This window comes from Agrobacterium sp. 22-226-1, from assembly GCF_053522345.1.
In genome coordinates this window covers 219,594-242,042 of the sequence record NZ_JBNWCP010000002.1, presented here as the reverse complement: position 1 = coordinate 242,042, position 22,449 = coordinate 219,594, and the positions used below count along the sequence as shown (strand labels likewise).

Genomic DNA, 22,449 nt, shown 5'->3' with positions numbered 1-22,449 from the left:
ACGGGAAACATGTCTTTATTTGCTCCCGCTTTTATTCATATTGTGTCTGGCCTGCATTTGTGTTCTGGACGAGTTTCTTTGTGAGTGGGCCAAATGGCAAAAATCAAATCGCGACAGACAGTCGGTGTGACGCTCGAGGAGCATGAGCGCAGCCTGAAATTGATCGACGGCACCAATGAGCCGGTGCTGGCGCTCCATCGCATCTATCCGTCGGGGCATCGCACACCGCCCCATAACCATAGTCGCGTGCAGATATGGTGCGCGCGCCGGGGTGTGGTGCTGGTCAGCACAGCGGATGGGCGCTGGATGATACCGCCGGGTCACGGGCTGCTCATTCCCGCCGGTCTGCAACATGAGGCCGAAGTCATCTCCAATGTCGAGATGCATTCCATCTATGTTCATCCCGATCTCTTCCAGGCAACGTCTCCAAGGGTCGTGGAAATAACAGATCTCGCCTCGAGCCTGATTTCCGAATTGCTGGCCGAGGAACATCAGCCAGCTGCTTTTCACCGGCAGGGTCTCGTGCGCGCACTTTTGCTGGATGAAGTGAACCGCCTGCCGGAACGCCCTTTGGGTTTGCCATTTCCGGACAATCAGCGGCTGGCAGCGCTTTGCCGGGATTTCCTCAACAGGCCCGTGGCGAGGGTGGAGATCGACGACTGGGCGGCGGCCATGGGCATCAGCCGCCGGTCCTTCACGCGTCTGTTTCGCAAGGAACTGGGGGTGAGCTTTGCCACATGGCGTCAGCAGGCCTGCATCTTCGCCTCCCTGCCGAGGCTGGCAGCCGGCGAGGCGGTGACGAATGTGGCGCTGGATGCCGGTTATGAAAACATCCCGGCTTTCACCACCATGTTCCGGCGAATGCTGGGCAGTTCACCAAGGGCCTATCGTCAGGCGGCGCGGCAGCGCAGCGCTGCTTTCGCCGATAATGAAGACTAAGCCGCCGTCGCCCGCATGTCGCGGCGGAAATCGGAAGGCGACATGCCTGCGATTTGGCGAAACGCCTTGTTGAAGGCGCTGACGGAGCCGAACCCGCTTTCCATGGCGATTTGCAGAATATTGTCCTTGCCGGTCATCAGCATGGCCTGCGCGCGGGAGAGCCGGAGCAGGGTCAGATATTTGATCAGCGTCATGCCGGTGGATTTGCGGAACAGGTTCATCGCATATTTCGGATGCAGCGATGCGGCACGGGCAATTTCCGTCGCGTCGATATCGTCGAGAAAATTGGCGGCGATGAAATCGCACATGCGCACCACGCCGATGGAGGGCGCCATGCCCTCGTCATCCTGTCTGCGTTTTCCATCGAGAGCCGAGGATATGACGGAGTAAGGCTCCAGAAACATCCGCTCGACCCGCAGCAGCAGTTCCTCCACCGCGTGCTGGGCTTTTGCCGGATCGCCCGAAGTGACGTAGCGGAACCAGCGGCCGAAATTTTCCGCATCCGCCCTGTCCGTCTCGGCACTCACCATCGTCGCGCCGCCCATCAACTGGCTGGAGACGGCGGCCGGCAGGCGCATGCGGAAAAAGTGCACCAGCGGCAGATGTGCGCCCGCATAAAAAGAATCGTCGGAGGAGTGGTCCATCTGGTGCGGCTGGCCGCCCCAGAAGATGCACATCTGGCCGGCGTTGAGCGTCAGGTCATGGTCGCCCATGCGGTAATGCACCGATCCCGACATGACGTAATTCACCTCCACCTGTGCGTGCCAGTGGGGCCTGAGCATGATGGGCGGGTGATTGTGAAAAAGCTGAAGCGTTGTCGGCATGCCTTCGATGCTGCTCGCACCCGGCTGGTAGAAAGCTCTTTCGGCAATCTTACTTTCCGCCAAATCGATGTTCCCTTTTTACGAGACAGATTTCCTGCCGCCGCTAATGTGCCCATGTTCGCTGAAGAACGGCAATTGAAAAAGGGAGGTTTTCAATGTGCTTGAAATTTCTTGGCGCGTCTACGGCCATGCTGCTTCTCGCAGCTCCGGCTTTCGCGCAAACAGAAACCGTCACCATCTGGAGCTGGAATGTCGCGGCTTCCGCGCTGAAATCCACGGTCGAAGGTTTCAATAAGCAGAATCCGGATATCAAGATCGTCGTTGAAGACCTTGGAAACAATCAGGTTTTTGACAAGACGCTGGCTGCCTGCGCAGCGGGGGGCGATGGTCTTCCTGATATCGTCACCATCGAGAATTTCGAAGCGGAACTGTTCTGGAGCCGTTTTCCCGATTGTTTCGCCAATCTGACCGAGCTTGGCTATACGCCTGAGAAACAGGCGCTTTTCCCGGACTTCAAGCGCACGGAACTGGAGGTTGACGGCGTCGCCTATGCGGTTCCGTGGGATTCCGGTCCGGTGGCGGTATTTTATCGCCGCGACTTCTATGAGAAGGCAGGCGTCGATCCGGCCACCATCAAAAGCTGGGATGATTTCATCGCCGCCGGCAAGAAGGTCATGGCCGCCAATCCCGGCACCGTCATGGCGCAGGCCGATTTCAATGGCGATAGCGAATGGTTTCGCATGATCGCCAATGAGCAGGGATGCGGTTACTTTTCGACCGATGGTCAGAACATCACCATCAACCAGCCCGCCTGTGTCGCGACCCTTGAAAAGGTCAAGGAAATGAAAGACGCCGGCATCATCACGGCGGCGATCTGGGATGAGAAAATCCAGGCCAATACCGCCGGCAAGGCCGCCAGCCAGATGTATGGCGCCTGGTATGAAGGTACGGTTCGTTCCGGCTCTCCTGATCTTTCCGGCAAATGGGGCGTCTATCTGATGCCGAGCCTGACGGCGGATGGTCCGCATGCCGCCAATCTCGGTGGTTCGTCGCTGGCGATCAGCTCGACATCCGAACACAAGGAGGCGGCGTGGAAATATATCGATTACGCGCTCACCACCAATGAAGGACAGGTGACGATGCTGAAATCCTTCGGCCTCGTTCCCTCGCTGCTGTCCGCCATCGACGATCCTTTCGTCAAGGAAAAGCAGCCCTATTGGGGCGGGCAGGCGGTGTGGACCGATATTCTGGCCACCCTGCCGAAGATCGTGCCCAGCCGTGGCACGGCGTTCCAGTCGGATGCCGATGCGATCTACAAGGCGACGCAGACGAAATATTTTGCGGGCGGATATCCCAGTGCGAAAGCCGCGCTCGATGATGCGGCCAAGCAGATCGAGACGGCCACGGGGCTGGCCGTCGCGCAGTAAGCCGGCGGTTAGGACCGAGCGGTTGCCACGAGCATCTTCTCCCCGAGGGGGAGAAGTCCGCCTCAGCGGGATGAGGGGGCGAGGGTAGCGATATTCGGTGAGCCAGCCCCCTCATCCGACCCTTCGGGCCACCTTCTCCCCCTTGGGGAGAAGAAATATGCCGCACCGTTTTGCGATGGCGTTTTCCCTGGAAAACGGGGCAGGCCTTTCTGAAGCTTTTCCATTTATCCGGCCATCGTCCGGCATATGGAGGTCGTCATGCCGTCAAGGAACAGGATCGCTTATGCGTTCCTTGCGCCCTATCTCCTGATTTTCGCCACCTTCTGGGTCTGGCCGATCATCAGCTCGTTCATGCTGTCGTTCCAGAATACCCGCATCAACCCATGGCGGTTTGCGCCTTCCATGAACTGGGGGCGGCTCGTTTCCGATCCGGCCTTTTATAATGCGCTCTATAATACGCTGATCATTCTGGTCATTCAGGTGCCCGTGATGATCGCGCTCGCCACCGTCATGGCGGTGCTGCTGAACTCGCCGCTCCTGAAGGCGCGGCCCCTTTACCGCTTTGCCTTTTTCGCGCCTGTCGTCGTTGGCGAGGTGGCCTATGCGGCGGTGTTCCGGCTGATGTTCAGCGCCGATTTCGGCATCATCAACAAGCTCATCACCTCAGTCGGACTTTCGCCCGTCTCATGGTTCGACAATGCCACTGCGGCCATGGCGCTGGTTATCATCGCGGTTACCTGGCGCTGGGCGGGATATAACGCCATCATCATTCTGGCCGGGCTGCAATCGATCCCCGGCGATGTCTATGAGGCGGCGACGCTGGACAAGGTGAGCAAGCGCCAGCAGTTCTTTTATATCACCCTGCCGTTGCTTAAACCCATCATCCTGTTCTGCGTCGTGCTCTCGGTCATCGGCACCATGCAGATGTTTGCCGAACCCTTCCTCATCACCAACAGGGGCGGGCCGGGCGGCGGCACGGAGACGCTGGGGCTGCTCCTTTACCGACAGGGCTTCACCTCGCTCAATTTTGGTTACGCCTCGGCCATTGCCTACACCATGGCGGCGCTCGCCATCGCCATTTCGCTGCTTAATCTCTGGGTCGGGAGGGAGCCGAAATGAGATCGAAATCGAGATCGCTTTTCTGGCAGAAGATCGCGCTGCATGCGGCGCTGACGCCGCTTGCCATCATCTGGCTGTTTCCGCTGTGGATGATGTTCGTGTTTTCGACCATGCCGGATTACGGCATTTTCAGCCCGGATATCGTGCTGGCGCCCTCCACCAACTTCATCGAGAATTTTGAGAACCTTCAGGCGGATACCAACTTCCTCAGGGCCATGTTCATCTCGATCACCGTCGCCGTCATTTACACCGTGCTTTCGGTGTTCCTGACGTCGATGGCCGGCTGGGCGCTGGCGCGTTACCGTTTTGCCGGACGCGGGGTGGTGATCGCCATCATTCTCGGCACCATCACTTTGCCTTTCGCCGTTGTCGTCATTCCGCAATTCATCATGGTGGCGCGGGAATTCAAGCTTGCCAACACCTGGGTGGCGCTGATCGTGCCGCCGCTCTTCAACTCGCTCGGCGTCCTGTTCATGCGGCAATCCTTCTCGATGATGCCGACTGAGCTTTTCGATGCGGCACGGGTGGAAGGCGTGAAGGAATGGCAGATCTTCCTGCGCATCGCTTTGCCGCTCGCGCGGCCCACCATGGCGGCGCTGTCGATCATTCTGTTTCTGGCCTCGTGGAACAATTACCTCTGGCCGCTTCTCATCAATTCCCGCCCAGGAATGATGACCGCACCCGTGGCGCTTGGCACCCTCATCGGGCTGACCAAAGTGTCATGGGGCGGCATCATGGCCGGCGCGGTGCTGCTCACCGCACCCATTCTCGTGGTTTTCGTGGCTTTGCAGCGCCACTTCATTGCCGGCATTTCCGCCGGGGCAGTCAAGTAAGGGGGCCGCATGGCGGAACTTTCGCTCAACAACGTGGTCAAGCGTTACGGCGCGCTGGAAGTGATCCATGGCGCAAATCTCGAGGTAAAGGACGGGGAGTTCGTCGTTTTCGTCGGCCCGTCCGGCTGCGGCAAATCCACGCTTCTCAGAATGATCGCCGGGCTGGAAGATATTTCCGGCGGCGATATCGTGATCGGCGGCAGGACGGTGAGTGATGCCGACCCGGCAGATCGCGGCATTGCCATGGTGTTCCAGTCCTATGCGCTTTATCCGCATATGACGGTTGCCGAAAACCTCTCTTTCGGTCTCAGAATGAACGGCAACCCGAAGTCCGATACGCAAAAGCGGGTCAACCGCGCCGCCGAAATCCTGCAGATCAACGAGTTGATGGAGCGCCGGCCGAAGCAGCTTTCCGGCGGCCAGCGCCAGCGCGTCGCCATCGGCCGCGCCATCGTGCGCGAACCGCAGGTGTTTTTGTTCGATGAGCCATTGTCCAACCTCGATGCGGAATTGCGGGTTCAGATGCGCGTGGAAATCTCGCGCCTGCACAAGCAGCTCGGCACCACGATGATCTATGTGACGCATGACCAGACCGAGGCGATGACGCTGGCGGACAAGATCGTGGTGCTGCGGGCGGGCAATATCGAGCAGGTCGGCGCGCCGCTCGATCTCTACGACGATCCCGCCAACCGCTTCGTCGCCGGTTTCGTCGGTTCGCCGAAGATGAATTTTCTCGACGCCACCATCATCGGCAGCGGCGCCGACAGCGTCACGCTCGCTCTCGACAGCGATCCAGCGGTGCGATTGACCTTGCCGATAAAGGAACGCATCGACGAGGGCGCTAAGGTCTCGCTTGGCATCCGGCCGGAGCATTTTGCCGATGCGGGCGGGGGCGATGCCGATCTCACCGTGCATGTCGATGTCGCCGAACATCTCGGCAATACCAGCTATGTCTATGCCCGAACCGAAGGCGGCGAGCAGTTGATCATCGAGCGGCCGGAATCGCGCGATGTCGGCAATCGTGACCGGCTGACGGTCGGCCTTTCCGCCCGCAGGGCTTTCCTTTTCGACAGCAAGGGCGACCGCCTGCGCTGACCCCTTTCCCAAGCACCGAAGACTGATATGAAGGACGAGGATTTCATGACGACCGAACAACCGATCCGCTGGGGCATCATCGGCCCGGGCACCATCGCCAGAACCTTTGCTGACGGTATCGCCCATTCCCGCACCGGCAGGTTAGAGGCCATCGCCACCCGCAACCCGGACAAGCCCGGCCTTGCCGAAGCCTTCGCCGGTGCGCGCCTTATCAAGGGTTACGATGCGCTGCTTGCCGATCCCGATATCGATGCGGTCTATATTGCCACACCCCATACCGGCCATGCCGAATGGGCGATCAAGGCAGTCCGGGCGGGTAAAAACGTGCTGGTGGAAAAGCCCATCGCGCTTTCCGCCTATGATGCCGACGCCATTTTCCACGAGGCGAAAAAGGCCGGTGTCTTCGCGGGCGAAGCCTATATGTATCGCCTGCACCCGCAGACTTCGAAATTGCTGGAACTGGTGAAAGCCCGGGCGGTGGGCGATATCCGCATCATCCGCTCCAGCTTCGGTTTCAACATGGGCTCGTTCCGGGCCGATCACCGGCTCTTTGCCAATGAAACGGCGGGCGGCGGCATTCTCGATGTCGGCGGTTATCCGGTTTCCATGGTGCGGATGATCGCCGGCGCTGTAGACGGAAAACCCTTTGCCGAACCGGAAAAGGTGGCGGGCGCCGCCCATCTCGGCCAGTCGGGTGTCGATGAATGGGCCTCGGCCGTGCTGAAATTCGCAAACGGCATCGTCGCCGAAGTCTCGTGCTCGATCATGGCGGCGCAGGACAATGTGCTGCGCATCATCGGCTCGGAGGGCCGTATTGAGGTCAAGGATTTCTGGTTCGCCGCCGGCCACAAGGGCGGCACCGGGCGGATCGATATCATCAGGGGCGACAAGGTGGAAACCATCGAGTTGCCGGAGGATCGCTGGCTTTATTCCTTCGAGGTCGACGCGGCCGGCGAGGCGATCCGGCAGGGAAAAAAGGAATTCGATGCACCCGGCATGGCCTGGGCCGACAGCCTCGGCAATCTGCGTGTCATGGATCAATGGCGGGCATCCGTCGGTCTGGAATACAGCATTGAAAAAGCAACCTCGCGCGTTGCCAATATTGCCGGCGGCAAGGTCGTGGCCGGAAACGCAGTGCCGAAGCGGCAGATTCCCGGACTTGCCAAACCCGCTTCCGTGGTCGCGCTCGGTTTCGAATTCTTCCCCAATTTCGCTTCCGCATCCCTGACGCTGGATGCCTTCTACGAGGCGGGGGGCAATCTCTTCGATACGGCCTATGTTTATGGCGCAGGCAGGACGGAGACGATTTTCGGCGACTGGCACACCAGCCGCAACGTGCCGCGTGAAGAGATCGTACTGATCGGCAAGGGTGCACATTCGCCGCTCTGCTATCCTGACATGATCGCAAAGCAGCTCGATCAGTCGCTCGCGCGGCTGAAGACGGATTATGTCGACGCCTATTTCATGCATCGCGATAATCTGGACGTGCCGGTTGGCGAGTTCGTCGATGCGATGGATGCCGAAGTCCGGCGCGGGCGCATTCGCGGCATTTTCGGCGGCTCCAACTGGACACGCGAGCGCATGGATGAGGCGGCCGCCTATGCTGCGAAGAACGGCAAGCAGGCTCCGGCCGCGCTTTCCAACAATTTCTCGCTGGCGGAAATGCTCGATCCCATCTGGGCGGGCTGCGTTGCTGCATCAGACGATGAGTGGAAGGCATGGCTGCAATCGCGCCAGATTCCCAATTTCGCCTGGTCCAGCCAGGGGCGCGGATTTTTCACGGACAGGGCAGGGCGCGACAAGCATAACGATGAAGAAATCGTCCGCGTCTGGTATTCCGACCGCAACTTCGTCCGCCGCGACCGGGCGATCGAGCTTGCCGAAAAACTTGGGCGGCATCCGATCCATATCGCGCTCGCTTATGTCATCGCCCAGCCTTTCCCGGTCATTCCGCTGATCGGGCCGCGCACGATTGCGGAGCTGGAGGACAGTCTTTCGGCGCTGGATATCGCGCTGACGGCCGAGCAGGTGAAGTGGCTGGAGGCGTGAAAGACAATGAGACGGCGGATTTATCCGCCATCTCAATGACATTTGGTGCGACGTTGCCTTTCGCTTCTTCTCCCCCGACGGGGAGAAGAAACAAGCGGTAACCACTCGTTCCACTGGCGATCTTCGAGGTGGAGATGTCATCTTCCACCTTCATTCCTCTCCCGGCGACTGCTAAAGCGTAGGTTCATAAACCTACCGGGGTCCCCATGAGCGATATCGACCGAAGCCGTGCCCAGCAACTGATGCGGGAAGCGGATATCGAGGCGCTGGTGCTTTTCCAGCCCGAAGCCTTCCGTTATGCGGTCGGCGCCCATGCCGGTGTCGCGACCATGTGGGGCAGGGCCGGTTCGGCAATTGCGCTGGTGCCGGCCGATGCCGATGCGCCACTTGCCGCTGTCGTCAGCGATCATGCCGCCCCGCTTGTCACGAGGGCTGCGCCGGATATCGATCTGCGCTGCCATCGTATCTGGATCGATATGGTCGATCTGTCGGGCGCCGAAACCACCGCGGAGGTGGACGATGCCTATCGCCGCAACAATTCCGGTGGCCCTAGGCCGGAAACATTCGACCGCGCCGCCTGTTTCGGCCTGCTGGCTGACCTGCTGCGGGAGCGTGGGCTGTCGGCGGCGCGCATTGGCGCAGACCTCGAATTCATGCCCGCCGCCGATTTTCTGGCGCTGCGTCAGGCGCTGCCCGATGTCGACTGGGTTGACGGATCGGCCGTGCTGCGCCGTCTGCGCGCCGTGAAATCCGAGCGTGAGATCGAGCTTCTGAGGCGTGCGGCGACTGCTGCGGAGGCCGGGCTGGTCGCGATGGCCGCTGCCGTCAGGCCCGGCGCGGCGCTCGGCGCGCTTTCCGCTGCCTGGAAGGCCGGTGCACAGGCCCATGCCGCGAAATCCGGGTTTTCGCTGAGCGGCCATTGGGATTACATATCCGTCGGACCCGCTTTGTCGGATATGGCGGCGGTTGTCACGCCGGGTGCGCTCATCAAGGCCGATGTCGGCACGCTGGTCGACGGTTATTCATCGGATGGCGCGCGGAGTTTTTCGTGGGGGCCGGTCTCGCCGCTGGCCGCCGATGTTTTCAGCGCCCTGGAAGAGGCCTTTGCCCGTGGGCTGGAAGCGATTCGTCCCGGCAATACATTCGGTGCTGTGCACGCCGCCATGCTGGCCTCGATGCGCAGGCAAGGTTTCAGCGAATATTATCGCGGCCATTTCGGCCATTCCGTCGGCGGTGGCGTGGGCATCGAGGAATGGCCGTTCTTTTCCCATGATAATCCGGAAATCATCATTCCCGGCATGGTGGTCGCACTCGAAGCGCCCTTCTATGGTGAAGGGCTGGGCGCGCTGATGATCGAGGATCAGTTCCTCGTCACCTCCTCCGGCGCGGAATGCATGAACAGCCTGCCGCGCGCCTTGCGGGATTTATCGACGGACTGAGCGCCGGATCAGAGGAAATCGTCGCGGCGCGGGGTAAAGCAGTCGATCAGCTCGCCCTCTTCCAGACACAGGCAGCCGTGCTCGATATGGCCGGGAATGACGAGGCTATCGCCCTTCTGAAGGTCGTAGGCCTCACCGTCGCGGTAAAAGCGGAAGCTGCCGCTGGCGACATAGGTGGATTGCACATGCGGATGGCTGTGCAGCCTGCCTTCGGCGCCGGTCTTGAAGCGGAAGGAGACCACCATCAGTTCCGGCGCTTCGGAAAGCACGGTGCGCTCCACGCCATCGTCGGGGGAAACGGTGGGGAAGGTCGGAAGCTGCTGCATATCGTTCTCCTCAGTCATGCAATGCGGTTTAAACAGGTAGTCTCAGCGCGGCGCGCGCAACATGGAGCGATAACGCGTCTGGCTGCTTTTCAGGTGGCTGCGCATGGCGCTGCGCGCCGCCTCCTCGTCGCCGTCCTGTATCGCGATCAGGATCGCTTCGTGTTCACCGACGAGCCGGGCGAGATCGGTGGGCGAAAGCACGGTTTCCGTGCCGTTTTCGGCCACGGCGCGGCGCGGAATGAGGGTGGGGCCGAGCACCTGCAGAAACTCGCTGAAGCGGGGATTGTTGGTCGCTTCGGCAATGGCGAGATGGAAGGCGAAATCGGCCTCCGCCGTCGGCACGCCCTTAGTGGCGCTGGCGCGGAAGGCATCGAAGGCCTCAATGATCTTTTCCTCCTGCGCCGGCGAGCGGCGAATGGCGGCAAGACCGGCGGCGTCACCTTCAACGGCCGTGCGCAATTCCAGCATTTCGATCAGCGACGAGACGCGTGCGAGATCGACATTGTGGAATGGACGCCGCTCAGTGGGTGCGGGTTCCAGTACGAAAACACCCGCGCCCTGACGCGGCTCCACCAGGCCGTCGGATCGCAGCGAGGCGATCGCCTCCCGCACCACGGTACGGCTGACGCCGAATTCCTGCGTCATCTGCGCTTCGGAGGGCAGGCGCTCGCCCGTCTTGTAACGACCCTTGGCGATCTGGCCGCGGAGTTCCTCCGAAACCTTCACCACAAGCGTTCTGCCTTGTGGAGCTGCCGGTTCCGAACTTGTCGCTTTTGTCATCTTGGTCGCCGTTCTGAAAAAATGTCGGTTGCGTGCACCGTTCCTCGATACGTCATTCGCGGCCTGGCATGCAATCCCGCCGTTTTAGCGTGAAAGGTCCGTGCGACATTTCACGTCTCCTTGAAGATCGGGTTGTCGACAAATACGCCACCCTGAAAGCGGACTACCGCGTCGCTCGGGTCCGGTCTGGGAACTGTCCGGGCGATGTGCTCCCGGAAGGTCTCGGCATTGTCCTTCGGTTTCCATCCCAGAAAGCCGAGATGCGAATTGTCCCACCAGCTCGCATCGTTGGCCGACGCACCCCAGACGACCGGGCAGCCGAGAACGGGTGCGCGGAACGCCGCCTCGATCAGCGACACGAAATCGTCATGCGAAAACCAGGTGGACAGCATGCGGTAATTGGTGGGTTCCGGCGTGCAGGAGCCGATGCGCACAAGCGCCGTCTCCTGGCCGAATTTCTCGAAATACAGGCGGGCGAGGTTTTCGCCGAAACATTTGGAAACGCCGTAGAGGCCGTCCGGGCGGAAGGGAACGTCGGGACCAAGCCGTTCGGTCTGGGGATAATAGCCGATCGTATGGTTGGAGCTGGCGAAAACAATTCGCGGCTGGCCATGGGCGCGGGCTGCCTCGTAGAGATTATAAAGCCCGATGATGTTGCCCTGAAGGATTTGTTCGAAAGGCTTCTCCACCGATATGCCGCCGAGGTGAACGATGCCGTCGCAACCGGCAACCATGGCATCCACTGCGTCTGCATCCGCAAGGTCACATTGCATGCATTCCTCGTTCGGGCCTGCCGGATCGAGCGGGGCGAGATCGGCAAGGCGAATGGTCTCGGCCATCGATGCAAGGCGTTTGCGCATAACGCGGCCAAGCTGGCCCGCAGCACCGGTAACAAGAAGCCGTTTCATTGCCATTCTCCTCAGCGTTGCACGTCCCTGGCGTGGTCGAGATATGCCTATGCCTCTTGACCTTGTCATACAGATCGTACAAAAAGCGGATAACATATATTATGTGCCATACGCAACAATCATGAAGGATGAGTTTGATGTTGACCGTCGAAACAAGGCAGGCCGTGAACCCGGAATATGCAAAAACGCTGGATACCGAAGGGCTCCGCCGGCATTTCCTCGCCAACGACATGTTTCGTTCCGGCGAAATCAGGCTGATCTATACCCATTATGACCGCTTCGTGATGGGCGGCGCGGTGCCGAACGGTGCGCCGCTGACGCTGGACAAGGTGGAAGAGACAAAAACGCCGTCCTTCCTCGACCGGCGTGAGATGGGCATCGTCAATATCGGCGAGACCGGCAAGGTCAGCGCCGGCGGCGAGACTTACACCCTCAATCGCGGCGACGTGCTTTATCTCGGTGCAGGCAGCGGTGCGGTGACCTTTGATGGGGCAGGGCGATTCTACATCACCTCCTGCCCGGCGCATCGCAGCCTGCCGGCAAAGCTCGTGACACTGGCCAATAGCAAGGAGGTCAAGCTCGGCGCGACCGAAACCTCCAACAAGCGCACCATCAACCAGTTCATCCATCCGCTGGTCATGGAAAGCTGCCAGCTGGTGCTGGGTTATACGACGCTGGAGGACGGTTCCGTCTGGAACACCATTCCTTCCCACATTCACGATCGCCGCATGGAGGCGTATCTCTATTTCGGCATGGATGAGAAGTCGCGCGTGCTGCATCTGATGGGTGAGCCGCAGGAAACCCGGCATCTGTTCATTTCGAATGAAGAGGGTGCGATTTCCCCGCCCTGGTCCATCCATTCCGGCGCCGGTATCGGTTCTTACACCTTCATCTGGGCTATGGCGGGAGACAATGTCGATTACACCGACATGGACTTCATCCAGCCGGGAGATCTGAAATGAAGAATCCCTTTTCGCTTCAGGGGCGTAAGGCGCTCGTCACCGGCGCGAATACAGGGCTTGGCCAGGCGATTGCAGTGGGGCTCGCTGCTGCCGGCGCGGAGGTGGTCTGCGCCGCCCGCCGCGCGCCGGATGAAACGCTGGAGATGATCGCCAGGGACGGCGGCAAGGCCAGCGCACTGCTCATCGATTTTGCCGATCCGCTGGCGGCGAAGGACAGTTTTGCTGACGCCGGTTTCGATATCCTCGTCAACAATGCCGGCATCATCCGCCGTGCCGATTCCGTCGAGTTTTCCGAACTCGACTGGGACGAGGTGATGGACGTCAATCTCAAGGCGCTGTTTTTCACCACCCAGGCTTTTGCGAAAGAGTTGCTGGCGAAAGGCCGGTCCGGCAAGGTGGTCAATATCGCTTCGCTCCTCTCCTTTCAGGGTGGCATTCGCGTGCCGTCCTATACGGCGGCGAAACATGGCGTCGCGGGCCTCACCAAGCTTCTGGCGAATGAGTGGGCGGCGAAGGGCATCAATGTGAATGCGATTGCGCCCGGCTACATCGAAACCAACAATACCGAGGCGCTACGCGCGGATGCGGTCCGCAACAAGGCCATTCTCGAGCGTATTCCGGCCGGCCGCTGGGGCCATTCCGACGATATAGCCGGGGCGGCGGTTTTCCTTGCCTCGCCAGCGGCGGATTATGTGCATGGCGCCATTCTCAATGTCGATGGCGGCTGGCTGGCGCGCTGATCTGTTACAGATTTCAACAATTCATCATACAACATGTATGATGAATTGTTGACAAGCATGCGGCAACCGGGTTAGGTGGCTTCCAGTCAATGAATTTGCAAAGGAATACCAAACATGAACCCTGAACAAATCAAGGCGGCGCTCGGCTCTGGCCTGTTGTCTTTCCCGGTCACCCATTTCGATTCCGAGGGCCGTTTCGCCCAGGACAGCTACAGGGCGCATGTCGAATGGCTTGCCGGTTATAAAGCGCCGGTGCTGTTTGCCGCCGGCGGCACGGGTGAGTTCTTCTCGCTGAAGCCGGATGAAATTCCGACCATCGTTTCCGCCGCCAAGGACGTTGCCGGTGAAACCGCCATCGTTTCCGGCTGCGGTTACGGCACCGAGATCGCCGTCGATATCGCCCGCTCGGTCGAAAAGGTCGGCGCGGACGGCATCCTGCTTCTGCCGCATTATCTCATCGATGCGCCGCAGGAAGGCCTTTACGCCCATATCAAGAAGGTGTGTCAGTCGGTCGGCATCGGCGTCATGGTTTATAACCGTGACAATTCCGTGCTGCAGGCGGATACGCTGGCGCGTCTTTGCGACGAATGCCCGAACCTCGTCGGCTTCAAGGACGGCACCGGCGATATCGGTCTCGTTCGCCAGATCACCGCAAAGATGGGTGATCGCCTGATGTATCTCGGCGGCATGCCGACGGCGGAACTGTTTGCCGAAGCCTATCTCGGCGCCGGTTTCACCACCTATTCCTCGGCTGTCTTCAACTTCGTGCCCGGCCTTGCCAATGAGTTCTACGCCGCCCTGCGTGCCGGCGAGCGCGCCACCTGCGAGCGTATCCTGACGGAATTCTTCTATCCGTTCATGGCGATCCGCAACCGCGCCAAGGGTTATGCCGTCTCCGCCGTCAAGGCCGGCGTTCGCCTGCAAGGCTTCAACGCCGGTCCGGTGCGCGCGCCGCTGAAGGACCTGACCAATGAGGAAATCGGCATGCTCGACGCCTTGATCGGTACGCACAAGCGCAAAGCCTGATTTGGAGGCCTGATCGAGACAAGCGGGAGGGGAGCCATGAACATCACAGCGGTGCGCACGCATCTGCTCGAACACCGGCTGGACACGTCGTTCGAAAGCGCATCCATGCGTTTTGACCGCCGCGCCCATATTCTGGTGGAAATCGAATGCGACGACGGAACCGTCGGCTGGGGCGAATGCCTCGGCCCGGCGCGGCCCAACGCCGCCGTGGTCCAGGCCTATTCCGGCTGGCTCATCGGCCAAGACCCGCGTGAGACCGAAAAGATCTGGGCCGTGCTTTATAATGCCCTGCGCGATCAGGGCCAGCGCGGCCTCAGCCTCACGGCGCTGTCCGGCATCGATATCGCGCTGTGGGACATCAAGGGCAAGCATTATGGCGCTTCCATCTCGATGCTGCTCGGCGGGCGCTGGCGCGAAAGCGTGCGGGCCTATGCCACCGGCAGCTTCAAGCGCGATGGCGTTGACCGCGTTTCCGACAATGCCTCCGAGATGGCGGAGCGTCGGGCGGACGGCTTTCATGCCTGCAAGATCAAGATCGGCTTCGGCATAGAGGAAGACCTTCGCGTCATCGCCGCCGTGCGCGAGGCGATTGGGCCGGATATGCGGCTCATGATCGACGCCAATCACGGCTACACCGTCACCGAGGCCATCGCGCTCGGCAACCGCGCCGCCGACTATGGTATCGACTGGTTCGAGGAGCCGGTGGTTCCCGAACAACTCGATGCCTATGCCCGGGTGCGGGCCGGCCAGCCGATCCCGGTTGCGGGCGGCGAGACCTGGCACGGGCGTCACGGCATGTGGCAGGCGCTTTCCGCCGGCGCCGTGGATATTCTCCAGCCCGATCTCTGCGGCTGCGGTGGCTTTTCCGAAACGCAGAAGATTGCGGCGCTCGCCACGCTGCACGGTGTGCGCATCGTACCGCATGTCTGGGGCACCGGCGTACAGATTGCGGCAGCCCTGCAATTCATGGCGGCGATGACGCCCGATCCGGTGCGGGTCAATCCCATCGAGCCGATCATGGAATTCGACCGCACCTTTAATCCATTCCGGCAGGCCGTGCTGAGCGAGCCGATAGAGGCGGTAAACGGCGTCGTCACGATCCCGAACGGCCCCGGCCTCGGCATAGAGATCAACCGCGACGCATTGCTTGAATTCAGGATGCCAGACCCGTGAGCGAACTTGTCAGAAAACTGAGCGGCACAGCGCCCCGGCCCGCTTTCCCGAAAGGCACCGTCGATACGCAGATGCATCTCTATCTGCCCCACTATCCCGCCCTGCCGGGTGGACCGGGCCTGCCGCCGGGCGCTCTGCCCGGACCGGAAGATTATCGCAGCCTCATGCAATGGCTCGGCATCGACCGGGTCATCATCACCCAGGGCAACGCCCATCAGCGCGATAACGGCAACACACTCGCCTGTGTCGCGGAAATGGGCGAGGCGGCCCGCGCGGTGGTCATCATCGATGCGGGAACGACCGAAAAGGACATGGAAAAGCTTGCCGCCGCAGGCGCTGTCGGTGCGCGTATCATGGATCTGCCGGGCGGTGCGGTAAACCTGTCCGAGCTGGAAGCCGTGGACGAGCGCGCGCATGCGGCCGACTGGATGGTGGCGGTGCAATTCGACGGCAATACGCTGCTCGATCACCTGCCGCGCCTTCAGAACATCCGCTCGCGCTGGGTGTTCGATCACCACGGCAAGTTCTTCAAGGGCATCAAAACCGATGGCCCGGAAATGGCGGGGCTTCTGAAACTCATCGACCGAGGCAATCTCTGGTTCAAGTTCGCCGGCGTTTACGAAAGTTCGCGTGAGAGCTGGCCCTATGAGGACGTCGCCGCCTTTTCGAGCGTCATCGCCGCCCATGCGCCGGAGCGCATCGTCTGGGGCACCAACTGGCCGCATAACTCCATCCGCGAGACGGCGGCCTATCCCGACGATGCCCGCCTTGCGGAACTCATACTCGGCTGGCTGCCGGACGATGCCGCGCGCCATCGCGCGCTGGTGGAAAACCCGGAAGCGCTGTTCAAGCTGCCGCCAGTCACGGCGGCATAGGTCAATCGGGGATGGCTGGGGAAGGGAGGTCCCCCTCATCCTTTAAACTGAAAGGTCTTTGCATGCCGGCCCGGATGGGCGTGAAAAAAATCGGTCCGATAGCCTTGGAGGGCTGGGTCGTTTCAACAATGGAGGAGGAAAGCATGAAAAAGATTGCAAGCATGATGTGCGTCGCGATGGGGATCGCGCTCGCCGGTGTTTCCGCCAAGGCGCAGGAAATCACCCTGCGTTCGGCCGATATTCATCCCGACGGTTATCCGACGGTCGAAGCGGTGAAATACATGGGCGAGCTTCTGGCCGAGCGCAGCAAGGGCCGCATCAAGATACAGGTCATGAACAATTCCGTTCTCGGCGGCGAGAAGGATACCATCGAGCAGACCCGCTTCGGCGTCATCGACATGAACCGCGTCAATGCCGCGCCCTTCAACAATCTGGTCAAGGAGACCACCGTTCTTGGTCTGCCTTTCCTGTTCCGCTCGACGGAGCACATGCACAATACGGTCGACGGCCCGATCGGCGATGAGGTTCTGGCGGCCTTCGAACCGCACGGCCTCGTCGGTCTTGCCTTTTACGATTCCGGCGCACGTTCCTTCTACACCACCAAAAAGCCCATCGAAAAACTCGCGGACCTGAAGGGCCTCAAAATCCGCGTGCAGCAGTCGGATCTGTGGATTTCGATGATGCAGGCCTTTGGCGCCAACCCGACGCCGATGCCGATGGGCGAGGTCTATTCTTCGCTTGAAACGGGCGTTGTCGACGGTGCGGAAAACAACTGGCCCTCTTACGAATCCGCCCGTCACTACGAGGTCGCGAAAAACTACTCCCTGACGGAACATTCGCTGAACCCGGAAATCCTCGTCATTTCCAAGGTCTCTTACGACAAGCTCTCTCCGGAAGATCAGAAGCTCTTGCGTCAGGCGGCCAAGGATTCGGTCGGCAAGATGCGTGAGCTCTGGAGCGCCCGCGAAAAGGCATCGGAAGAAAAGGTCCGCGCCGGTGGCGTCAATGTCATCAAGGTCAACAAGGAGGAATTCGCTGCCGCGATGGGTCCGGTCTACGACAAGTTCGTCACCGATCCGAAGATGAAAGACCTTCTGGAACGGGTGAAAGCGGTCAAGTAAAGCGCGGAAAACCGGCCCTGGGAACAGGGCCGGTTTTCTTTTGTCGCCGTTGACGCGGAGGAACAGACAATGCGAAATTTCATGCGGGCCATTCGCCCTTTTCTCGGCGCGCTCAGCCACGCGTCGCTTTATATTGCCGGTATCGGCATGATCGCCATGACGCTTATCGTCGGCTGGCAGGTCTTTGCGCGGTATATTCTGAACGATTCACCCAGCTGGTCGGAGCCGCTGTCGCTGCATCTCATGTCGTGGTTCATCATGCTGGGGGCGGCGGTGGGCGTGCGCGAAAGCGTGCATCTGGGGCTGGATATCCTGCGCTACATGATGCCGCCACGCGTGCAGAAGGGAATGGACCTTACCAGCCTTGCCCTGATCTTCTTCTTCGGCGCCGGCATGGCCTGGTATGGCACCTCGCTTTCCATGGGCACATGGACGGCGACGATCCCGGTTCTCGGCTGGCCGGGCGGCACGGATTTCTTCCCGCTGATCGGTGGCGGTTTCCTCATCGCGCTGTTTGCGGCTGAACGTTTCGTCGATCTCGCCATCGGCGAGGAGATTGCGGCCGATGTGATCGTGCAGGAGGCAGCGTAGATGGCTTACACCATTCTCTTCGGGGTCTTCACCCTGCTGATGCTGATCGGCACGCCGATAGCATTTTGCCTCGGCATAGCCTCTTTCGCCACGGTTCTTTATCTCGGCCTGCCGCCCATTGTCGTGTTTCAGCAGATGAATTCCGGCATGAACGTGTTTGCGATGATGGCGATACCGTTTTTCATCTTCGCCGGCGACCTGATGGTGCGCGGCGGCATCGCCCATCGCCTCATCCGCTTCGCGGCCGGCCTCGTGGGACACCTGCGCGGCGGTCTCGGCCAGGTCAACATCGTGGCCTCGACGCTGTTCGGCGGCATTTCCGGCTCGGCCGTGGCCGATGCCTCCGCAGTCGGCGGTCTGATGATCCCGCAAATGGCCAAGCGCGGTTATGACAGGGACTATGCGGTCAATGTCACGGTCAATGCGGCGATCATCGCGCTGATGATACCGCCCTCGCATAATATGATCCTTTATTCGATTGCGGCGGGCGGAAATGTTTCGGTGGCCGATCTCTTCACCGCCGGCATTGTTCCGGGTTTCCTGCTTGCAGCGGCGCTGATGGTGACGGCCTATATCGTTGCCCGGCGTAAGGGTTACCCTTCCGAGCCGTTCCCCGGCTTCTCGAAGCTGATGTATTATCTCCTGGCTTCGTTCCCCGGCATCCTGTTGATCGGCATCATCTTCGGCGGCGTTCGTTCGGGCATCTTCACCGCGACGGAAAGTTCCTGCATCGCGGTTCTCTATGCCTTCCTCGTTGCGATGCTGGTCTATCGCGAACTGGACTGGAGCGGTTTCGTGGAGGCGGTGATGGGTGCGGTGCGCACGACGGCCATGGTTCTGCTGGTCATCGGCACGGCGGCGTCCTTCGGCTGGCTGATGGCCTTCCTGCAGGTGCAGACGCTGATGATTGCCGCAATCAGCGCGATTTCGGACAATCCGATCATCGTGCTGCTCGTCATCAACGTCATCCTGCTGTTGCTCGGCACCTTTATGGATATGGCGCCGATGGTCATCATATCCACGCCGGTGCTTCTGCCGGTCGTGAAGGCCTTCGGCATCGACCCCGTACATTTCGGCGTCGTGATGATCCTGAACGCCGGTATCGGGCTCAACACGCCGCCAGTCGGAACGGTGCTTTTCGTCGGCTGCGCGGTCGGCGGCATATCGATACGGGAAGCGATGCGGACGATCTGGCCGTTCTTCGGAGCCAGCATCGCGGTGCTGCTTGCCGTCACCTATATTCCGTCGCTGTCCCTGTGGTTGCCGTCACTGTTCCGGTAATTCCAGCGCTCTCAAACGAGAAGGCCCCGTTATGCCGGGGCCTTTTCCGTTTCAGTGGCAAGCAGCCTCTGCTGCTCGTGTTCGTCAAAGGCCAGGAGATTGCCGTGCCGGCTGCGGCGTATGCGGTTCATATGGTCGCGCGGGCTTAACCCCAATGTCCGTTTGAACATGCGCGAGAAATAATAGGGGTCGCCATAGCCCACTTCGGCGGCCGCTGCCGTAACCGAAAGCCCCGCCTCGAGAAAATGCATGGCGCGCTCCATGCGTTTGAACTCCTGATATTTACGCGGCGTCCGTCCCACCCGTTTTTGAAATTCGCGCAGAAAATAATCGCGATTATAGGGAGCCGCTTCGGTCGCCCGGCCGGCAATGTCGGGGTCGAGCGGATTGGCTGAAATCATGGTGATCGCCTTCATCACCGCAAGGTCGAGGCCTTCCGTGCCTTCCGGCTGGAAACTCGGTCGGTCCACCCATCCGAGGAAGGCGTCGTCGATGAAGGCGATGAGCAGCACCATGAAAAGATGATGCTGGCCAAGTGTGACGGAGGAGGGCGGGGCGCTCTGCCGGTAGTGGCGCACCAGCGGTTCCAAGAGCGGCCAGCGGCTCAGCTTCACTTTCGGCTTCAGGTCCATCTGCGCGATCAGGTTGTGGCGTCCGTAAATATCCAGCGTGAAATGTTGCGCCACCCCGCGATAGGTGACGGCCTGCTCGTTCCAGCCGACAAAGCGCTGTCCCCGGAAAATCAGCATGGCGTCACCCGGCTCCAGCACCCGCGCCTCGCCATCGACGAGATAATGCCCGCGCCCTTCCAGACAGATGATGAGATCGTCCACCTGGTTGGATTTGTCGATCTGCCAGGTGCGCGAATGCTCCATCTTGATCGTTGCGCGCGTCAGGTTGAGGTTGAGCGCCGCAGGCGGAACGGACGATAGAATGCCACCTTCGATTTCGTCCATCTTTTTCCTCGTCTTTGTTAATTCACCTTGGCGCGGAAATTTGGTTTTGTCACCGCATAAATTGCTTTTACGCGCCGTATCAATGAGGGAGGAGATCGGTCGCGGCGAGAAATTGCGCCATCACGCGCGTGCCGCTGCCTGTTCCGGGAGAATCACTTGTACGAAATTGTATTCTGTCGTTCGCGTTCCGCTGGAGCGCGGGGAGAAGCTTTATGAAATCTCAGCGCTTCCTCGGGCTGGGATATCTGACGCCTTATATCGTCGGGCTTTTGGTCTTCACGGCCATCCCGTTTCTCGGCTCGCTCTATCTCAGCTTCACCCGTTACGATCTGATGAGCGAACCCAGCTGGGCAGGATTGGCCAATTACGAGCGGCTGTTCACCCGCGACCGCACCTTCATGAAATCGCTGAACGTTACCCTGTTCTACGTGTTTCTGACGGTGCCGCTAAAGCTTGCCTTCGCGCTATTCATTGCGGCCATACTCAATTACAAGCTGCAATTCATCAACTTCTTCCGCACCGCCTTTTACGTGCCGTCCATTCTCGGCGGCTCCATCGCGATTGCGGTTCTGTGGCGCTACATCTTCGCAAGCGAGGGGCTTGCCAATATGGCGCTTGCCGCGATCGGCCTGTCGCCGGTGGACTGGTTCGGCGATCCCGGCAACGCGCTTTTCACCATCACGCTGCTGCGCTGCTGGCAGTTCGGTTCGGCCATGGTGATCTTCCTCGCCGCGCTGCAATCCATCGACAAGTCGCTTTACGAGGCGGCCGCCATCGATGGCGCGGGCAAGGTGCGGACCTTCTTCTTCATCACGCTGCCGCTTCTGACGCCGGTGATCTTCTTCAATCTCATCATGCAGATGGTGCAGGCGTTTCAGGAGTTCAACGGCCCTTACATCATCACACAGGGCGGGCCGCTGAAGTCCACTTATCTCTTGCCTCTTTATATCTATGACGAGGCCTTCAAGAAGTTCAACATGGGCTATGCCTCCGCCATCGCCTGGGTGCTCTTCACCATCATCACCGTGCTGACCCTCGTGGCCTTCTGGTCGTCGAAGAAGTGGGTCTATTACGCCGGCGACAAGCGGAACTGATGCCATGACCGATATCGCAACCCTAAACGACATGCAGGCGGCCCGCCGGGCGCGGCTCAGACTCGTCTCCACCTCTGTCCGTTATGTGCTTCTCTTCGCGGTCGGCCTCCTCATGCTCTACCCGCTGATCTGGCTGGTGGGCGCAAGCTTCAAGACCAATTCGGAAATCTTCTCCGGCGCCGGCTTCATTCCCGATAATCCGACGCTGGATGGTTACATCCGCGGTTGGGAAACCTCGACGCCCTATACGTTCGGCCGGTTCTTCTGGAATTCGTTCCTGATCATCCTGCCGAAAGTCATCGGCACGGCGATCTCCTGCACCATGGCGGCCTATGCCTTTGCTCGCTTCGATTTTCCGCTGAAAAAGATCCTGTTCGGCTCGGTCATCGCCATCCTGCTGTTGCCGAATGTCGTTACCCGCATTCCGCAATATATCCTGTTTCGCGATCTCGGCTGGCTGGACAGTTTCCTGCCGCTCTGGGTGCCGTCCGCGCTCGCCGGCGATGCCTTCTTCGTCTTCATGCTGGTGCAGTTCCTGCGCTCGCTGCCATCGGACATGGAAGAGGCCGCCCGTGTGGATGGCGCCAACAGCCTGCAGACGCTGATTTACATCGTCGTGCCGATGCTGGCTCCGGCGCTGATCTCGGTCTGCCTGTTCCAGTTCATGTGGACGATGAACGACTTTCTAGGGCCGCTGATCTACCTGTCCTCGGTCGACAAATATCCGGTGAGCCTCGCGCTCAAACTCTCCATCGACACCACCGAAGCCTTCGAATGGAACCGCATCCTGGCGATGTCGGTGCTGACGATCGCGCCTGCGCTGATCGTGTTCTTCGCGGCGCAACGGTATTTCATTGAAGGGATCTCGTCTGGCGGGGTCAAGGGCTGAAA

At 60.2% G+C, this 22,449-nt stretch carries 22 protein-coding genes; 17 read left to right on the top strand and 5 right to left on the bottom strand.

The annotated features are described in order from the left end of the window. Positions 1–93 precede the first annotated feature (93 nt). Positions 94–939 (top strand): AraC family transcriptional regulator, encoded by an 846-nt coding sequence (locus ACQZ5K_RS04100; RefSeq protein WP_137004579.1) that lies wholly within the window; start codon positions 94–96, stop codon positions 937–939. Here the strand turns inward: ACQZ5K_RS04100 and ACQZ5K_RS04095 are convergent. Further along, positions 936–1,832, bottom strand: a complete 897-nt coding sequence (locus ACQZ5K_RS04095) for a helix-turn-helix domain-containing protein (protein WP_174000112.1) — start codon at positions 1,830–1,832, stop codon at positions 936–938. The two genes, ACQZ5K_RS04100 and ACQZ5K_RS04095, sit on opposite strands and share 4 nt — an antisense overlap. A gap of 86 nt (positions 1,833–1,918) precedes the next feature. Here ACQZ5K_RS04095 and ACQZ5K_RS04090 point away from each other — a divergent pair, with 86 nt between their 5' ends. The 6 genes from ACQZ5K_RS04090 (at position 1,919) to ACQZ5K_RS04065 (ending at position 9,725) form a co-directional block, all read left to right on the top strand. Next, entirely contained in the window at positions 1,919–3,190 is a 1,272-nt protein-coding gene (locus tag ACQZ5K_RS04090; protein WP_137004578.1) for an ABC transporter substrate-binding protein, read from the top strand. A gap of 258 nt (positions 3,191–3,448) precedes the next feature. Continuing rightward, the gene (locus ACQZ5K_RS04085) at positions 3,449–4,309 is read left to right on the top strand and encodes a carbohydrate ABC transporter permease (protein WP_448739704.1); all 861 of its coding nucleotides are present in this window, start codon (positions 3,449–3,451) and stop codon (positions 4,307–4,309) included. Beyond that, positions 4,306–5,142 carry a carbohydrate ABC transporter permease gene (locus ACQZ5K_RS04080; RefSeq protein ID WP_137004576.1) on the top strand — a complete coding sequence of 279 codons (837 nt, stop codon included), beginning with the start codon at positions 4,306–4,308 and terminating at the stop codon, positions 5,140–5,142. The genes ACQZ5K_RS04085 and ACQZ5K_RS04080 overlap by 4 nt, the downstream gene beginning before the upstream one ends. A gap of 9 nt (positions 5,143–5,151) precedes the next feature. Beyond that, positions 5,152–6,237, top strand: a complete 1,086-nt coding sequence (locus ACQZ5K_RS04075) for an ABC transporter ATP-binding protein (protein ID WP_137004575.1) — start codon at positions 5,152–5,154, stop codon at positions 6,235–6,237. Positions 6,238–6,282: 45 nt separating this feature from the next. Continuing rightward, positions 6,283–8,286, top strand: a complete 2,004-nt coding sequence (locus ACQZ5K_RS04070; RefSeq protein ID WP_137004574.1) for an aldo/keto reductase — start codon at positions 6,283–6,285, stop codon at positions 8,284–8,286. A gap of 206 nt (positions 8,287–8,492) precedes the next feature. After that, the gene (locus tag ACQZ5K_RS04065) at positions 8,493–9,725 is read left to right on the top strand and encodes a M24 family metallopeptidase (protein WP_448739703.1); all 1,233 of its coding nucleotides are present in this window, start codon (positions 8,493–8,495) and stop codon (positions 9,723–9,725) included. A gap of 8 nt (positions 9,726–9,733) precedes the next feature. On the opposite strand, the gene ACQZ5K_RS04060 is transcribed toward ACQZ5K_RS04065, so the two are convergent. The 3 genes from ACQZ5K_RS04060 to ACQZ5K_RS04050 all read right to left on the bottom strand — a co-directional run bounded on the left by ACQZ5K_RS04060 (position 9,734) and on the right by ACQZ5K_RS04050 (position 11,739). Beyond that, positions 9,734–10,051 carry a cupin domain-containing protein gene (locus tag ACQZ5K_RS04060; protein WP_003522691.1) on the bottom strand — a complete coding sequence of 106 codons (318 nt, stop codon included), beginning with the start codon at positions 10,049–10,051 and terminating at the stop codon, positions 9,734–9,736. 42 nt (positions 10,052–10,093) lie between these two features. Further along, positions 10,094–10,831: a FadR/GntR family transcriptional regulator gene (locus ACQZ5K_RS04055; RefSeq protein ID WP_137004572.1), complete on the bottom strand. Its 738-nt coding sequence runs from the start codon at positions 10,829–10,831 to the stop codon at positions 10,094–10,096. Positions 10,832–10,941: 110 nt separating this feature from the next. Continuing rightward, entirely contained in the window at positions 10,942–11,739 is a 798-nt protein-coding gene (locus ACQZ5K_RS04050) for an NAD-dependent epimerase/dehydratase family protein (RefSeq protein WP_137004571.1), read from the bottom strand. Between the two features lie 137 nt (positions 11,740–11,876). On the opposite strand from ACQZ5K_RS04050, the gene kduI reads away from it, so the two are divergent. From kduI to ACQZ5K_RS04010, 8 genes are all read left to right on the top strand, one after another. Beyond that, a complete protein-coding gene (gene kduI / locus ACQZ5K_RS04045; RefSeq protein WP_137004570.1) occupies positions 11,877–12,701 on the top strand; it encodes a 5-dehydro-4-deoxy-D-glucuronate isomerase in 825 nt (274 codons plus the stop codon). Next, a complete protein-coding gene (gene kduD / locus ACQZ5K_RS04040) occupies positions 12,698–13,441 on the top strand; it encodes a 2-dehydro-3-deoxy-D-gluconate 5-dehydrogenase KduD (RefSeq protein WP_137004569.1) in 744 nt (247 codons plus the stop codon). The genes kduI and kduD overlap by 4 nt, the downstream gene beginning before the upstream one ends. A gap of 114 nt (positions 13,442–13,555) precedes the next feature. Then, complete coding sequence (gene kdgD / locus ACQZ5K_RS04035; RefSeq protein ID WP_003522686.1) at positions 13,556–14,467, top strand: 5-dehydro-4-deoxyglucarate dehydratase; 912 nt, start codon at positions 13,556–13,558, stop codon at positions 14,465–14,467. Positions 14,468–14,503: 36 nt separating this feature from the next. Then, positions 14,504–15,640, top strand: coding sequence for a D-galactarolactone cycloisomerase (locus tag ACQZ5K_RS04030; protein WP_448739702.1), 1,137 nt, complete (start codon positions 14,504–14,506; stop codon positions 15,638–15,640). Next, positions 15,637–16,515, top strand: a complete 879-nt coding sequence (locus ACQZ5K_RS04025; RefSeq protein WP_137004567.1) for an amidohydrolase family protein — start codon at positions 15,637–15,639, stop codon at positions 16,513–16,515. Before ACQZ5K_RS04030 ends, ACQZ5K_RS04025 begins: the two co-directional genes overlap by 4 nt. Positions 16,516–16,658: 143 nt before the next feature. Further along, positions 16,659–17,636 (top strand): TRAP transporter substrate-binding protein, encoded by a 978-nt coding sequence (locus ACQZ5K_RS04020; RefSeq protein ID WP_137004566.1) that lies wholly within the window; start codon positions 16,659–16,661, stop codon positions 17,634–17,636. Positions 17,637–17,705: 69 nt separating this feature from the next. Further along, on the top strand, positions 17,706–18,227 hold the full coding sequence (locus ACQZ5K_RS04015) for a TRAP transporter small permease (protein ID WP_003522682.1): 522 nt from the start codon (positions 17,706–17,708) through the stop codon (positions 18,225–18,227). Next, positions 18,228–19,508, top strand: coding sequence for a TRAP transporter large permease (locus ACQZ5K_RS04010; protein ID WP_059757073.1), 1,281 nt, complete (start codon positions 18,228–18,230; stop codon positions 19,506–19,508). 29 nt (positions 19,509–19,537) lie between these two features. Here ACQZ5K_RS04010 and ACQZ5K_RS04005 read toward each other — a convergent pair whose 3' ends face one another. Beyond that, entirely contained in the window at positions 19,538–20,464 is a 927-nt protein-coding gene (locus tag ACQZ5K_RS04005; RefSeq protein ID WP_137004565.1) for an AraC family transcriptional regulator, read from the bottom strand. Between the two features lie 212 nt (positions 20,465–20,676). Here ACQZ5K_RS04005 and ACQZ5K_RS04000 point away from each other — a divergent pair, with 212 nt between their 5' ends. After that, the gene (locus ACQZ5K_RS04000; protein WP_137004564.1) at positions 20,677–21,558 is read left to right on the top strand and encodes a carbohydrate ABC transporter permease; all 882 of its coding nucleotides are present in this window, start codon (positions 20,677–20,679) and stop codon (positions 21,556–21,558) included. 4 nt (positions 21,559–21,562) lie between these two features. Next, positions 21,563–22,447, top strand: a complete 885-nt coding sequence (locus ACQZ5K_RS03995; RefSeq protein ID WP_137004563.1) for a carbohydrate ABC transporter permease — start codon at positions 21,563–21,565, stop codon at positions 22,445–22,447. Positions 22,448–22,449 lie beyond the last annotated feature (2 nt).

What these genes read in the sequence shown, in the direction of transcription:
- ACQZ5K_RS04065 (WP_448739703.1), top strand. Translation starts at nt 8,493, where the DNA reads ATGAGCGATATCGACCGAAGCCGTGCCCAGCAACTGATGCGGGAAGCG.
- ACQZ5K_RS04015 (WP_003522682.1), top strand. Translation starts at nt 17,706, where the DNA reads ATGCGAAATTTCATGCGGGCCATTCGCCCTTTTCTCGGCGCGCTCAGC.
- ACQZ5K_RS04060 (WP_003522691.1), bottom strand. Translation starts at nt 10,051, where the DNA reads ATGCAGCAGCTTCCGACCTTCCCCACCGTTTCCCCCGACGATGGCGTG.
- ACQZ5K_RS04055 (WP_137004572.1), bottom strand. Translation starts at nt 10,831, where the DNA reads ATGACAAAAGCGACAAGTTCGGAACCGGCAGCTCCACAAGGCAGAACG.
- ACQZ5K_RS04010 (WP_059757073.1), top strand. Translation starts at nt 18,228, where the DNA reads ATGGCTTACACCATTCTCTTCGGGGTCTTCACCCTGCTGATGCTGATC.
- ACQZ5K_RS03995 (WP_137004563.1), top strand. Translation starts at nt 21,563, where the DNA reads ATGACCGATATCGCAACCCTAAACGACATGCAGGCGGCCCGCCGGGCG.
- ACQZ5K_RS04100 (WP_137004579.1), top strand. Translation starts at nt 94, where the DNA reads ATGGCAAAAATCAAATCGCGACAGACAGTCGGTGTGACGCTCGAGGAG.
- ACQZ5K_RS04000 (WP_137004564.1), top strand. Translation starts at nt 20,677, where the DNA reads ATGAAATCTCAGCGCTTCCTCGGGCTGGGATATCTGACGCCTTATATC.
- ACQZ5K_RS04090 (WP_137004578.1), top strand. Translation starts at nt 1,919, where the DNA reads ATGTGCTTGAAATTTCTTGGCGCGTCTACGGCCATGCTGCTTCTCGCA.
- ACQZ5K_RS04080 (WP_137004576.1), top strand. Translation starts at nt 4,306, where the DNA reads ATGAGATCGAAATCGAGATCGCTTTTCTGGCAGAAGATCGCGCTGCAT.
- ACQZ5K_RS04005 (WP_137004565.1), bottom strand. Translation starts at nt 20,464, where the DNA reads ATGGACGAAATCGAAGGTGGCATTCTATCGTCCGTTCCGCCTGCGGCG.
- ACQZ5K_RS04030 (WP_448739702.1), top strand. Translation starts at nt 14,504, where the DNA reads ATGAACATCACAGCGGTGCGCACGCATCTGCTCGAACACCGGCTGGAC.
- kduI (WP_137004570.1), top strand. Translation starts at nt 11,877, where the DNA reads ATGTTGACCGTCGAAACAAGGCAGGCCGTGAACCCGGAATATGCAAAA.
- ACQZ5K_RS04085 (WP_448739704.1), top strand. Translation starts at nt 3,449, where the DNA reads ATGCCGTCAAGGAACAGGATCGCTTATGCGTTCCTTGCGCCCTATCTC.
- kduD (WP_137004569.1), top strand. Translation starts at nt 12,698, where the DNA reads ATGAAGAATCCCTTTTCGCTTCAGGGGCGTAAGGCGCTCGTCACCGGC.
- ACQZ5K_RS04050 (WP_137004571.1), bottom strand. Translation starts at nt 11,739, where the DNA reads ATGAAACGGCTTCTTGTTACCGGTGCTGCGGGCCAGCTTGGCCGCGTT.
- ACQZ5K_RS04075 (WP_137004575.1), top strand. Translation starts at nt 5,152, where the DNA reads ATGGCGGAACTTTCGCTCAACAACGTGGTCAAGCGTTACGGCGCGCTG.
- ACQZ5K_RS04070 (WP_137004574.1), top strand. Translation starts at nt 6,283, where the DNA reads ATGACGACCGAACAACCGATCCGCTGGGGCATCATCGGCCCGGGCACC.
- ACQZ5K_RS04020 (WP_137004566.1), top strand. Translation starts at nt 16,659, where the DNA reads ATGAAAAAGATTGCAAGCATGATGTGCGTCGCGATGGGGATCGCGCTC.
- kdgD (WP_003522686.1), top strand. Translation starts at nt 13,556, where the DNA reads ATGAACCCTGAACAAATCAAGGCGGCGCTCGGCTCTGGCCTGTTGTCT.